The 12322-nt window shown below is 68.6% G+C and carries 10 protein-coding genes; 6 read left to right on the forward strand and 4 right to left on the reverse strand.

Annotated elements, in window-relative coordinates; all coding sequences use genetic code 11:
- Positions 1–24 precede the first annotated feature (24 nt).
- The 3 genes from WT53_RS22260 to WT53_RS22270 all read left to right on the forward strand — a co-directional run bounded on the left by WT53_RS22260 (position 25) and on the right by WT53_RS22270 (position 2913).
- Positions 25–1200 (forward strand): LysR family transcriptional regulator, encoded by a 1176-nt coding sequence (locus WT53_RS22260; protein WP_060261538.1) that lies wholly within the window; start codon positions 25–27, stop codon positions 1198–1200.
- 163 nt (positions 1201–1363) lie between these two features.
- The gene (locus WT53_RS22265) at positions 1364–1795 is read left to right on the forward strand and encodes a DUF1090 family protein (protein WP_034206222.1); all 432 of its coding nucleotides are present in this window, start codon (positions 1364–1366) and stop codon (positions 1793–1795) included.
- 131 nt (positions 1796–1926) lie between these two features.
- Entirely contained in the window at positions 1927–2913 is a 987-nt protein-coding gene (locus WT53_RS22270) for an ABC transporter substrate-binding protein (RefSeq protein ID WP_060261542.1), read from the forward strand.
- Between the two features lie 118 nt (positions 2914–3031).
- On the opposite strand, the gene WT53_RS22275 is transcribed toward WT53_RS22270, so the two are convergent.
- The gene (locus WT53_RS22275) at positions 3032–4693 is read right to left on the reverse strand and encodes an ABC transporter substrate-binding protein (protein WP_060261546.1); all 1662 of its coding nucleotides are present in this window, start codon (positions 4691–4693) and stop codon (positions 3032–3034) included.
- 371 nt (positions 4694–5064) lie between these two features.
- Between WT53_RS22275 and WT53_RS22280 the strand changes: the two genes are divergently transcribed.
- The gene (locus tag WT53_RS22280; protein WP_034205125.1) at positions 5065–5472 is read left to right on the forward strand and encodes a DUF427 domain-containing protein; all 408 of its coding nucleotides are present in this window, start codon (positions 5065–5067) and stop codon (positions 5470–5472) included.
- Positions 5473–5656: 184 nt separating this feature from the next.
- Complete coding sequence (locus WT53_RS22285) at positions 5657–6649, forward strand: sulfonate ABC transporter substrate-binding protein (protein ID WP_060261550.1); 993 nt, start codon at positions 5657–5659, stop codon at positions 6647–6649.
- Between the two features lie 39 nt (positions 6650–6688).
- On the opposite strand, the gene WT53_RS22290 is transcribed toward WT53_RS22285, so the two are convergent.
- Positions 6689–7273 (reverse strand): putative glycolipid-binding domain-containing protein, encoded by a 585-nt coding sequence (locus WT53_RS22290; protein WP_060261553.1) that lies wholly within the window; start codon positions 7271–7273, stop codon positions 6689–6691.
- A 196-nt stretch (positions 7274–7469) separates the two neighbouring features.
- Between WT53_RS22290 and WT53_RS22295 the strand changes: the two genes are divergently transcribed.
- Positions 7470–8378: a LysR family transcriptional regulator gene (locus WT53_RS22295; protein WP_060261556.1), complete on the forward strand. Its 909-nt coding sequence runs from the start codon at positions 7470–7472 to the stop codon at positions 8376–8378.
- A 3-nt stretch (positions 8379–8381) separates the two neighbouring features.
- Here the strand turns inward: WT53_RS22295 and potE are convergent, their stop codons facing one another.
- Positions 8382–9767 carry a putrescine-ornithine antiporter gene (potE, locus tag WT53_RS22300; RefSeq protein WP_060261559.1) on the reverse strand — a complete coding sequence of 462 codons (1386 nt, stop codon included), beginning with the start codon at positions 9765–9767 and terminating at the stop codon, positions 8382–8384.
- Between the two features lie 69 nt (positions 9768–9836).
- A complete protein-coding gene (locus WT53_RS22305) occupies positions 9837–12137 on the reverse strand; it encodes an Orn/Lys/Arg decarboxylase N-terminal domain-containing protein (RefSeq protein WP_060261562.1) in 2301 nt (766 codons plus the stop codon).
- Between the last annotated feature and the right edge of the window lie 185 nt (positions 12138–12322).

The following is a 12322-nucleotide window of genomic DNA, read 5'->3' on the forward strand; positions in this document are numbered from 1 at the left end:
CGTCTCGCCGGGACGCGTATCGGCATGCGCGACCCGCTAGACCGGCCCGTCCTGCCCCGCGACGCGCCCGACGCCGTGGGTGCGCTCGACGTGCTCGATGCACGGCTGATGCGCATCCTGCTCGTGCTGCTGACCGAGCGCACCGTGTCGCGTGCGGCCGTGCGCCTGAACATGTCGCAGCCGGCGACGAGCGCCGCGCTCAAGCGCCTGCGCACGCTGCTCGGCGATCCGCTGCTGGTGCGCAGCCGCTACGGGATGGTGCCGACCGAATTCGGTGCGCGCCTGATCGAGCCGCTGCGCAACGCGCTGCGCGTGATCGACTTCATCCGCATCCAGCAGCCGACGTTCGACGCGCGCACGTCGGTGCGCACCTACCGGATCGGCTGCCCCGACTACCTGAACGTGCTGTTCGTGCCGAAGCTCGTCGCACTGTTTCGCGAGCGGGCGCCGAACGCGCAACTGGTGTTTCATCCGCTCGGCGACGGATTCGACGACGAACGCGCGCTGGCCGACGGCGAACTCGACGTCGTGATCGACAACCGGCCCGCACGCCGGTCGCGCTTCCGGCAGGACGACCTGTTCGACGATCGCGTCGTGTGCCTGATGCGTGCGACGCATCCGCTCGCGCGGAGCGGCGCGATGACGGCCGCCGGATTCGCGGCGGCGCCGCAGCTGTGCCCGACGCCGTCGTGGCTGGAAGCGTCCGGCGCGATCGACCGGCAACTCGAGCGCGTGGGCCTGCAGCGGCGCATCGCCGTCACGCTGCCGCACTTCGAGCTCGCCGCGCATGCGCTCGTGCGCACCGACCTGATCCTCACCACCACGTACCGGCTCGCGCGGCACTACGCGAAGCTGCTGCCGCTCGCCGCGGTCGCGCTGCCGGCCGAGCCGCCGGACATCGTGTACCGGATGACGTGGAACGAAGCCGGATCGTGCGCGGAAGGCGGTCGGTGGCTGCGCGGACTGATCGCCGAAGCGACGCGCGCGTGGCTCGACGCCGAGGCGACGCTGCCGGCGGTCGCCGCAGTCGCCGCTGCCGCAGCCGATACGGACATCCCGACAACCGCGCCGGCCGCCGCCGATCCGCTCGCGCCCGCCCGGCGCACGCGCCGCGGACCGGCCACGCATTGCCATGCGTCGCATCCGGCACGCGTCGCGCAGGCGGCACGCATCCATCGCATCGCGACGAAGTCGCACTGACCGGCGCCGCAGCCGGTCCGAAGCGCGCGTTCGATCGCCGCATGTCAGACCGGTCCTATTTACCCTCGCTGCACCGAGTCTTCAGAATGACGCGTTGAACGCGCGCCGGCGGACGTCGCATCGCGAACGCCCGTAGCCGCTTTATCGAATCGAGGAAATCCGCATGAAGAACACACTCGTCGCGCTGGCCGTCCCGGTCGCGCTATTCGCGAGCGCCAGCGCATTCGCCGGTACTCAGGACTGCTCGACACGCATCCGCGCGCTGCACACGCAGATCGACAACGCGAAACGGTTCGGCAACACGCAACAGGCGATGCGCCAGCAGGCCGCGCTCGAACGGATCATGGCCAACTGCACGGATGCCGGCCAGCTCGCACGCGCCGAACGCAAGCTGACCGACAAGGCGCGCGACCTGCGCCACGCGGAAGACGAGGTACGCGACGCACAGGCGCGCGTCCGCGAAGCCGAAGCGCTCGGCGATGCAAGGAAGCTGAACAACGCGCAACGCAAGCTCGCCGACAAGCAAACGAAGCTGCGCAACGCCACGCGCGATCTGCACGACGCGCAGGTCGATCGCGATGCGCTGAAAGGCTGACGGATCGAAACGGCGTGCCGCGCGAATATGCATTTCACGATTCGATGTTTGTCGGCCGGAAACCGATTCCGTAATCTGCCCGGCAGCCGCGCCGCCCGCGCGCGGATCACCGAACCGAGGACACGCCGCCGATGACCCACTCTTTCGCCACGGCACGCCGCCGCACGCTGCAGCGCCTTGCCGCCCTCGCCGCCGCGCCGTTCGCGAGCGGCCTCGCGCTGCCCGCGCGCGCGGCCGGCGCCGACCTGTCGGGCGTCACGCTCGTGCTCGGCGATCAGGCCGGCGGCCTGCGGGCGCTGGCCGAAGCGGCGCGCGTGCTCGACGGCACGCCGTACCGGTTCCGCTGGGCCAACTTCCAGGGCGCCGCGCCGCTGTTCGAAGCGCAGCGCGCGGGCGCGATCGATCTCGCGCCAGCCGGCGACCTCCCCGTCCTGACGGCCGCGCTCGGCGATCCGTCGTTGCGGATCGTCGCGACGCGCGTCGGCTCGCCGACGTCGCTCGGCATCGTCGTGCAGCCCGACTCGCCGGTGCGCACGGTGGCCGACCTGAAAGGGCAAACGGTCGTCGTGTCGTCCGCGCGCGGCAGCATCTCGCAATACCAGTTGTACGGCGCGCTGCGCGAACACGGGCTCGCGCCGCGCGACGTCGACGTGCGCTTCGTGCTGCCGGTCGACGCGTTCGCCGCGTTCGAGGCGAAGCGGATCGGCATCTGGGCCACGTTCGATCCGTACTACGGGCACGCGGTGCGACGCGGCGCGCGCATCGTCCGCGACGGCAGCGGCATCAATTCGGGGCTCGCGTTCCTCACGTCGCCGGTCGAAACCCTCGACGATCGCGGCAAGCGCGCGGCGCTCGCGGACGTGCTCGCGCGGCTCGCCCGCGCGGGCCAATGGGCGCTCGCGCACCCGGCCGACTACGCGAGCGTCTATGCGTCGCTCACGCGCCTGCCGCCCGACGCGGCCACCGATATCGCACGGCGGGCCGCGCTCGCGCAGCGCAGCCTCAGCGACGCCGACATCGACGTACTGCAGCGCGTCGCCGATCGCGCGGCGGCGGACGCGATCCTGCCGCGCCGCGTCGACGTCGCGTCGATCGCCATCCGGAACGTGGCGGCCTGAGTGGCGCCTCGCGGAGCGCGGGCGCGCGTTCAGCGCGGCCGCGCCATATCGAGATCCGGTACGTCGTCGCCGAACGTCGACCGTGCGACCGCGCATCTCGCGTCCGTCGACATCTCCCTCAATCGAGCCACACGCCGTCGAACCGGTGTCCGCCGAGCGGCGAGAACGTCAGCCCGTGTACGCGCCTGGAAATCGGCAGCGACACGATCGACGTCGCGATCGGCGTGAACGGCACCTGGTCCTTGAACACCACCTGCGCCTGCTCGTACAGCGCCGTGCGCTTCGCGACATCCGCATTCGAACGCGCCGCCGTCACGAGTTGCTCGAAGTCCTTGTTGCACCATTTCGCGAGATTGCTGCCGTGCACCGCCTCGCAGCCGAGCAGCGTGCCGAGCCAGTTGTCGGGGTCGCCGTTGTCGCCCGACCAGCCGTACAGGATCGCGTCGTGCTGCCCGTCGTGTTTCGCGCGGCGGTTGTATTCGCCCCATTCGTAGCTGACGATCTTCGCGCGCACGCCGATCTTCGCCCAGTCCTGCTGGATCAGTTGCGCCATCAGCTGGGCATTCGGGTTGTACGGGCGCTGCACGGGCATCGCCCACAGCGTCAGGTCGAAGCCGTTCGGAAAGCCGGCCTGCGCGAGCAGCGCCTTCGCGGCCGCCGGATCGCGCGGCGCGTCCTTCAGGCGCGGGTTGTACGACCATTGCGCGGGCGGCATCGGGTTCGTCGCGATCGTCGCGTCGCCGTTGAACACGGTCTTGATGATCGCCGCCTTGTCGATCGCGATGTCGAGCGCGCGCCGCACGTCGACGCGATCGAGCGGCGGATGCTGCGTGTTGTACGCGACGAAGCCGACGTTGAAGCCCGTCCCCGAGAACAGCGTCAGCTTCGGGTCGCGCCGCACCGTCTCGAGATCGGCCGGCCGCGGAAACACCGACACCTGGCACTCGCCGGCCACGAGCTTCTGCAACCGCGCGGCCGGATCGGGCGTGATCGCGAACACGAGGCGCGCGAGCTTCACGTCGTCCGGTTTCCAGTAGTCGGGATTCGCGTCGTAGCGGATCAGCGCGTCCTTCTGGTACGTGCGCAGCAGGAACGGCCCCGTGCCGACCGGGAACTGGTTGATGTCCGACTCGCGATGGCGTGCGGCGAGCTGCGACGCATATTCGGCCGACAGCACCGACGCGAACGCCATCGCGAGATTGCGCACGAAGACGACGTCGGGCGACTTCAGCACGAAGCGCACCGTATAGTCGTCGACCTTCTCGATGCGCTCGATGTTGCGGTCGAAGCCGAGATCGCTGAAATACGGGAAGCTGACCGGATAGGCCTGGCGAAACGGATCGTTCGGGTCGAGCATCCGGCGGAACGTGAACACGACGTCGTCGGCCTGGAACGGCCGAGTCGGCTTGAACCACGCGGTCGTCTGGAATTTCACGCCGCGCCGCAGGTGGAACGTGATCGTGCGCTGATCGGGCGACACGTCCCAGCTCGTCGCCAGCGACGGGACGAGATCGAGCGTGCCGCGCTTGAATTGCACGAGCCCGTTGTAGATCGTGTACGTGCTCGCATCGAAATCGGTGCTCGTCGTATGCTGACCGGGATCGAAGCCGGCCGGGCTGCCTTCGGAGCAGTACACGAGTGTCTTGCCCGCGGGGGCCGCGAGTGCGTGCGGCACGGCGCCGGCCAGCAGCAGCGACGCGGCCATGCAGCGCAGCGCGGCGCCGGCATGCGATACGCCGCGCGTACGGCGCGCGGCTGACGAAACGAAAGGATTCTTCATGGTGAGAGAGGCAAGCAAGAAGTGCCATGCGAATGACGACCGTCGATCTTCGCGCGCATCCCGCCGATCGCTTACCAATTAATTCCGCGTTGCTTATCGTCATGGATGCATCCCGCTGCCCCGGCACGAAAATATCCATGCGAGCGCCGCGGACATGCTCGCGAACGCCGCCGCGACGCCCGGCCCGGCGTCACGACGCAGCGCCGTCCGCCCACGGGTACGTGGCGTCCTTCCGGCCCCCTGCAGCTTCCGCGGAATTGGCGCATCGTATCGGTTGGCCAACGCCGGCACCGGTGCGCGGGAATCCGCCGGCGCACGCATGCCGGCACGGCGCGCCCGCGGGTGCGCCGCCCTTCCTGGAGGACCCACGCATGTCGCTCAACCCCGATACGCCGTCTCGTCCCGTGAAGTCGCCGGGCCCCGATCATCCGATCCTGATCGAACCGCACTCGTCGCGCGTGGTCGTGAAGGTCGCCGGCAAGGTCGTCGCCGATACGCGCCATGCACTGGTGCTGCGCGAGGCCAGCTATCCGGCGGTGCTGTACATTCCGCGCGAGGATGCCGACATGTCGCTGCTCGAGCGTACCGATCACGCGACCTACTGCCCGTACAAGGGCGATTGCGCGTACTACTCGATTCCGGCCGGCGGCGAACGCGCGACCAATGCGGTGTGGACGTACGAACATCCGAATCCGGCCGTCGAATCGATTCGCGGGCACCTCGCGTTCTATCCGGACCGCGTCGATTCGATCGAGGAAAGCCTGCTCGTCACCGCCTGAGCGCGCGGCGCCCTGCCGCGTCGCCGTTCACGTATCGTCCGGCGGCTGATTTGCATATGCGGATTCATTGGTTGGCCGCCGTCCCGCATGGTCGTATCGTCTCGAGTCCGGCGCGGGCCGGCCGCGTCCCGTGCCGATCGCGCCATGCCCGCGCGCCCCGTGAACCCGCCAGCAGGACGCCTCGATGAACGACACACCGCACGCAGACCTTGAAACGACCCCGGCGAACCCGCACCGCCGCCGATGGCTGCACGGCGCGGCCGTCGGGCTGGCCGGACTCGCGCTCGGGCCGCTCGCGGCCGCGCCCGCACGCGCCGACGCCGGCGGCACGCGATTGCGCATCGGCTTCCAGAAATACGGCAACTTCGTCGTGCTCAAGGCGCGCGGCACGCTCGAGAAGCGTCTCGCGAGCCAGGGCGTCGCCGTGCAATGGCTCGAATTCCCGGCGGGCCCGCAACTGCTCGAAGGGCTGAACGCCGGCGCGATCGACGTCGGCACGGTCGGCGAAACCCCGCCGATCTTCGCGCAGGCCGGCGGCGTCGATTTCGTCTACATCGGCAACGAGCCGCCCGCACCGCAGGGCGAGGCGATCGTCGTGCTGCCGGATTCGCCGATCCGCACCGTCGCGCAACTGCGCGGCAAGAAGGTCGCGTTCAACAAGGGCTCGAACGTCCACTATCTGCTCGTGAAGGCGCTCGAGCATGCGGGCCTCACGTATGCCGACATCCAGCCGATCTACCTGACGCCGGCCGACGCGCGCGCCGCGTTCGTGCAGCGCAGCGTCGATGCGTGGGTGATCTGGGATCCGTATCTGGCCGCCGCCGAACGGCAGCTCGGCGCCCGCGCGATCGCGAACGGCGACGGGCTCGTGCGCAACACGCAGTACTACCTCGCGGCGCGCAAGTACGCGGCCGCGCACCCGCAGGTGGTGCGCGCGCTGCTCGACGAAGTCGACGCGGTCGATCGCTGGGCGCGCGATCACGTGCCCGACGTGGCCGCGCAACTGTCGCCGCTCGTCGGCCTCGACGCGCCGACGCTCGAAGTCGCGCTCAAGCGCGCCGGCTACGGCGTGCAGCCGATCACCGATGCGACGGTCGCGTACCAGCAGAGCATCGCCGACGCGTTCAGCACGCTGAAGCTGATCCCGGGCAAGCTGTCGGTGGCGAGCGCGCGTTGAAGCGTCACGGTGCAGGCGCGCGATTCGCGATGCGGCGCGTCACGGCGCAGGCGTCGCGCCGATGCGTCGCCATTCGTCGTAGTCGGTGACGAGGCCTGCGTCGTCGATCGCGATATCGGCCGCATACGTGCCGCTCTCGTAGCGATACACGTGCGGCGCGGTGCGCGTATAGCGCTGCTCGCCGCGCACGATGTCGACATCCGGAAACCTCAGCCACGCGGTGCGAATCGCGGCCGACTCGCCGACGGCAAGCGCCAGCCGCCGGATCGGCAGCGTATTGGTCGACGGACTGAAGCCGAGATCGATATCGGTTGCGCCCGCAAGCATCGGTGCAGCAACGCCGTCGATCGTCCACTGCCCGGCATCGCAGGCAATGTCCCATTGTCGTGGCGGCGCCGTACCGGCCCATCGCGTCACGCGCGCCGAGCGCGTGAGCCAGTCGGTCCCGCATGCGATCGCGTAATCGATGCGAAACGGCGCACCGTCGATCGCCCCCGCCACCGCGCCCGACAGCGCGATGCCCGTTTGCGACTCGTCGAGCCGGCACCATTCGGCCGCTTGCCACGTCTGTACGATCTGCCATGCGACGCAGTGCGTCCGCGGGGCGTCGCTCCGTTGCGTCATGTCGGGTCTCCTGTCGGTCGCGCGGAAGAAGACCGATTTTCGCTCACGGCGTGGACGAACGCACGCGGCTTCGACGGCGCCGGTCGCCCTCCGGCCGATAGTCAGTATCGGCACGACGCACATGTCGCCCTTCCGCCGCTTTGGTACCATCCGTCGATCGGTAAAAATCGGACCGGAAGACAAAAGGCGCGACTTCATGGATTTGTTGGCGACGATGCGCATCTACGTCAGGGTCGTGGAGCGCGGCACGATGTCGGGCGCGGCGCGGGATCTCGACATGGGCCAACCGGCCGTCAGCGAGCGCATCGAGAAACTCGAAAAGCATCTCGGCACGCGGCTGCTGATGCGCAGTGCGCGCACCCTCGCGTGCACGGAGGAAGGCCGCATCTTCTACGAGCACAGCAAGGCGCTGCTCGAAGCGGCCGAACTGGCCGTTGCATCGGTCTCGAAGACGGAGAATGCGCTCGACGGCTCGATCCGGCTCGCGGCGCCGCAATGTTTCGGCGAGGTCGTGATGCCGGGCGTGCTGATGCAGATCCGCACCGCATTTCCGAAACTGCACATCGACCTGGTGCTGAACGACGATATCGTCGATCCGGTCACCGAGGGCGTCGACATTTCGATCCGGGTCGGCCAGCTCGGCGACGGCGGGTTCGTTGCCTATGCGCTCGGCGCGGTCGGCCGCGTGCTCGTCGCCGCACCGTCGTATCTCGACCGGCACGGCCCGCTCGACATGAAGGCCGATCTCGCGAACCATCCGTTCATCCGCGTGAAAGGCGTATTCGCGAACGAACAGGTGCCGCTTCAGTGCGACGGCAGCGCGGTCGAATACGCGCGCATCCGGACGGTCATGACCACCAGCCACTGGCGCCCGATGTTCGACACGATCGCGGCGGGCGGCGGCATCGGCGTGGTTCAGTACCCGGCGTGCGCCGATGCGCTCGCGCAGGGCCGGCTCGTCCGCCTGCTGCCGCACTACGACATCCCCGAATTCGCGCTCAACGTGCTGGTGCACGCGCAGCGGCCGCTGCCGCCGCGCGTGCGCGCCGTCGTCGATCTGCTGAAAAAGGCGCTTCCGCCGTTACTGGTGAAGCACGACCGGTAGCCGTCACGCCTGCAGCGACTTCCCCGGCTCCTTCACGTGCGCATCGACTTCCATCTGGTAGAAGCGCGCGCTGACGAAACCGAACAGCGTCCAGCCGAGGAACACGCACAGGCCGCCGAGCATCAGCGCCTGCTCGCCCGAGCTGAACAGCGCATAGAAACTGTACGCGGTCGCGATCATCGCGATCACGTTCGTCACCAGCGCCTTGCCCGGCGGCACCTTCGCGACCTTCTGGATCGTGATCAGCGCGGCCATCGACATCACGTACGGCACGAGGTTCGTGACGACCGCGAGATCGACGATCTTCTGGAACTGGCTGCTCAGCTCCGGGCTGATCGTCATCAGCGCCAGCGCGACCTGCGCGACCAGCAGGATCACCATGCCGACGATCGGCGTGCCGGTGCGCGTTGCACGTGCGAACACCGGCAGGAAATAGCCGACGTCCGCCGAGCTCTTGAACACCTGCGCCACCGTGAACTGCCAGCCGAGCAGCGAGCCGACGCACGCGATCACCATCAGCGCGGTGACGATCGTGCCGACGGTCGGCGTGAACATCGTCGCGAACGCGATGCCGAACGGCGCATTCGACTTCGCGAGGATCGCGTTGGGCACGATGCCCGCGATCACGTTGGTCGACACGATGTAGAAGAGCGCCGACGCGATCGTGCCGCCGAGCACGGCGATCGGCACGTTGCGCTCCGGATTCTCCACGGCGTCCGAGTTCGCGCACGCGGATTCGAGCCCGAGGAACGCCCACAGCGTCACCGCGATCGAGCTGCCGACCGCCGGCCCGAACGGCATGCCGTGCGGATCCCACGCCGCGCCCCAGGTCGCGCCGCTGAACCAGAACCAGCCGATCAGCGACACGACGACGACCGGAATGATCACGCCCCACACCGTCACCGCGCCGATCCGGCCGGTGATGCGCGAGCCGCCGAAGTTCGCGACCGTCGTCAGCACGAGCAGGAAGATCGTCCACAGGCCGGTCTGCAGCGGCGACAACGTCGCGTCGAACAGCACGGTGCCGTAGCCGACCGCCGTGACGCCGATCGCGACGTTGGCGATCACGAGCGACAGCCCGTACGTGTAGTTCGCCATGTAGTTGCCGGCCTTGCCGAACGCGTACTCCGCATAGCCGCCCATTCCGCCCGGCTTGCGGCTCAGCATCCCGCAGCGCGCGAACGCATAGGCCAGCGCGAGCGAGCCGCCGGCCGTGACGATCCACGACAGCAGCGAGATCGTGCCGACCTGCGCGAGCTTCGACGGCAGCAGGATGATGCCGGAGCCCATCATGTTGACCGCCGTGAGGATGGTGAGCTGCCAGACGTTCATCCGGTTTTTCGGCGCGGCCGCCGGGGCCGCGTCGGACATGCGCGCTGCGTTTTCCATGGTGTCGATCCTTCGATGTGAGGCCGCCGCGCGGCCGGTCGCTCGTACGCCCGCTCGGGCTTCAGGGCTTCAGGCCGTCAGGCAATACACGCGGTACGTGCCGTCCTCGACCTCCACGCCGTGCGTGTCGTGCGCGAACCCCGGGAACCGCCGGTCGTACGCTTCGAGCGCCTTCAGGTAGCCGAGCACCGGGCCGCCGGCCGGCCCCGCGTTCTCGCCCGGCATCAGGAGCGGAATGCCCGGCGGATACGGCACGACGCCGGTGGCCACCGTGCGCCCGGCCAGCTCGTCGAGCGTCACCTGCTCGATGCGGCCCTGCACGAGATGCTCGTACGCGCGCACCGGGCTCATCTCCGGCTTCGGCAGAATCGAGAACGCCTCCGACATCAGGCGCGTCGTGCCGAGCTGCTCCATCGCCGCGAACATCGTGTCGGCCAGGTCCTTCAGCCCCATGCCCGCATAGCGCGAGCCATGCGCCTTCGCGAGCGACGGAATCGCCAGGTCGAGCGGCAGGTTCGCGTCGTAGTCGCGCTTGAAATCGCACAGCGCGCTGACGAGCGAACCCCACTTGCCCTTCGTGATGCCGATCGAGAACAGGAACAGGATCGTGAAATCGGTCGTCTTCTCGACGACGATGCCGCGCGCATCGAGATACGCGGTGACGACGCTCGCGGGAATGCCGACCGGCATCAGCCCGCCGGCCGGCGCGACGCCCGGCGTGACGATCGACACCTTGATCGGATCGAGCATGCAGTAGCCGTCCTCGACGTTGCCGAAGCCGTGCCATTGCGCGCCCGGGCGCAGCACCCAGCACGCCGGGTCGCTCGCGAGCAGTTCGGGCGGCGCATCGTGGAACGGCAGCGTGCGGCCCGTGCGCGCCTCCAGCACGGTGTCGGGCTGCCAGCACTCGAAGAACCAGTCGCCCTTCGCGCCGAATTCGCCGTTCATCCGCGCGATCATCTGCCGGAACGCGACGGCCTCCTCGATCGACTCGCGCGTCAGCGCGGCGCCGCCGGGGCCGTCCATCATCGCGGCCGCGACGTCGTTCGACGCGATGATCGCGTAGTTCGGCGACGTCGACGCATGCATCATGAACGTTTCGTTGAACTGACCGTGCGGGATCGGGCTGCGGCCGTCGCGCACGTGGATGTACGACGCCTGCGACAGCGCGGTCAGCAGCTTGTGCGTCGACTGCGTCGCGAACACCGTGGGCCGGTCTGCATGATGGTCGCGCGGGTCGCCGTGCATTGCATGACGGTCGCGGTAGATCGGGTTGAAACGCGCGTAGCCGTACCACGCCTCGTCGAAGTGCAGCCGGTCGACGCTCGCGCCGAGCAGCTCCTCGACACGCGTCACGTTGTAGCAGAGGCCGTCGTATGTCGAGTTCGTGACGATCGCGTGCTTCGGCTGGCGATCCGCCAGCCCGGCCGCGAGCGGGTTCGACGCGATCGCCTCGCGGATGGCCGTCTGCGTGAGGCGCTCCGCGGCGATCGGCCCGATGATCCCGTAGCGGTTACGCGTCGGCACGAGGTAGGTCGGAATCGCGCCCGACATCGTCATCGCATGCTCGGCCGACTTGTGGCAATTGCGGTCGCACAGCGCGATCTGGTCGCGGCTCACGCTCGCCATCAGGATGATGCGGTTCGACGTCGACGAGCCGTTCGTCACGTGATACGTGCGATGCGCGCCGAACACGCGCGCCGCGTAGCGCTCGCTTTCGCCGATCGGGCCCGAGTGGTCGAGCAGCGAGCCGAGTTCGCCCACCGAGATCGACAGGTCCGAGCGGAACAGCGATTCGCCGAAGTATTCGAAGAACGCGCGGCCGACCGGCGATTTCAGGAAGCCGGTGCCGCCGGTGTGGCCGGGCGTATGCCACGAGTATTCGTAGACGCGCGAGAACTTCGCGAGCGCGCCGAACATCGGCGGCAGGACGGTCGAGCGATAGCGTTCGATCGACGCGTGAATGCGCCCGCCGATGAAGTCGGCCGTGTCCTCGAGCAGCCACACGAAATCGTCGACCTTGCCCATCACCGCGGCCGGTACCGACGACGCGACGCTGCGATCGGCCAGCAGGAAGATCGGCACGCTGCCGTTGCGATGCCGGATCGCGTCGACCACGGCCTCGGACGGCCCGTGGCCGTCCACGCCGAGATCCCAGTCGAGCAGCACGCACTGGATTGACGGATCGGAGCGGATCAGCACGATGGCATCGTCGGCGGACGTGGCCGTCAGCACGTCGATACCGCGTTGCGCGAGCTCCGCGCTCAGCGTGCGGACCGCGCGCCCGGTTGCGGTTTCCTGCGCGATTTCGTCGTCGACCAGTAGCGCACGCATGCCGAGACGACGAATGCCGCCGACAGAAGTATTCATGATGTTGACCCTCGCTGTTGCGTTGCTTCGATTGGTATCGTTCGTCTCACGAGCACGCGGACAGCAGGCCACGGGCAGCGGCATGAGACGCTCGCAATTCCGGCTTGATTCGCCATCCAATTCGGAGCCGACTATGCCATAGATGCTTTTCTCTGAAAAGCTGACGATTCGGTAAAACCATCGGC

Origin of the sequence: Burkholderia sp. MSMB2157WGS (assembly GCF_001532755.1) — a bacterium.
GTDB lineage: Bacteria > Pseudomonadota > Gammaproteobacteria > Burkholderiales > Burkholderiaceae > Burkholderia.

Coding starts and splice junctions, on each gene's coding strand:
- WT53_RS22260 (WP_060261538.1), top strand. CDS start 25: ATGCGCGACCCGCTAGACCGGCCCGTCCTGCCCCGCGACGCGCCCGAC.
- WT53_RS22265 (WP_034206222.1), top strand. CDS start 1,364: ATGAAGAACACACTCGTCGCGCTGGCCGTCCCGGTCGCGCTATTCGCG.
- WT53_RS22270 (WP_060261542.1), top strand. CDS start 1,927: ATGACCCACTCTTTCGCCACGGCACGCCGCCGCACGCTGCAGCGCCTT.
- WT53_RS22275 (WP_060261546.1), bottom strand. CDS start 4,693: ATGAAGAATCCTTTCGTTTCGTCAGCCGCGCGCCGTACGCGCGGCGTA.
- WT53_RS22280 (WP_034205125.1), top strand. CDS start 5,065: ATGTCGCTCAACCCCGATACGCCGTCTCGTCCCGTGAAGTCGCCGGGC.
- WT53_RS22285 (WP_060261550.1), top strand. CDS start 5,657: ATGAACGACACACCGCACGCAGACCTTGAAACGACCCCGGCGAACCCG.
- WT53_RS22290 (WP_060261553.1), bottom strand. CDS start 7,273: ATGACGCAACGGAGCGACGCCCCGCGGACGCACTGCGTCGCATGGCAG.
- WT53_RS22295 (WP_060261556.1), top strand. CDS start 7,470: ATGGATTTGTTGGCGACGATGCGCATCTACGTCAGGGTCGTGGAGCGC.
- potE (WP_060261559.1), bottom strand. CDS start 9,767: ATGGAAAACGCAGCGCGCATGTCCGACGCGGCCCCGGCGGCCGCGCCG.
- WT53_RS22305 (WP_060261562.1), bottom strand. CDS start 12,137: ATGAATACTTCTGTCGGCGGCATTCGTCGTCTCGGCATGCGTGCGCTA.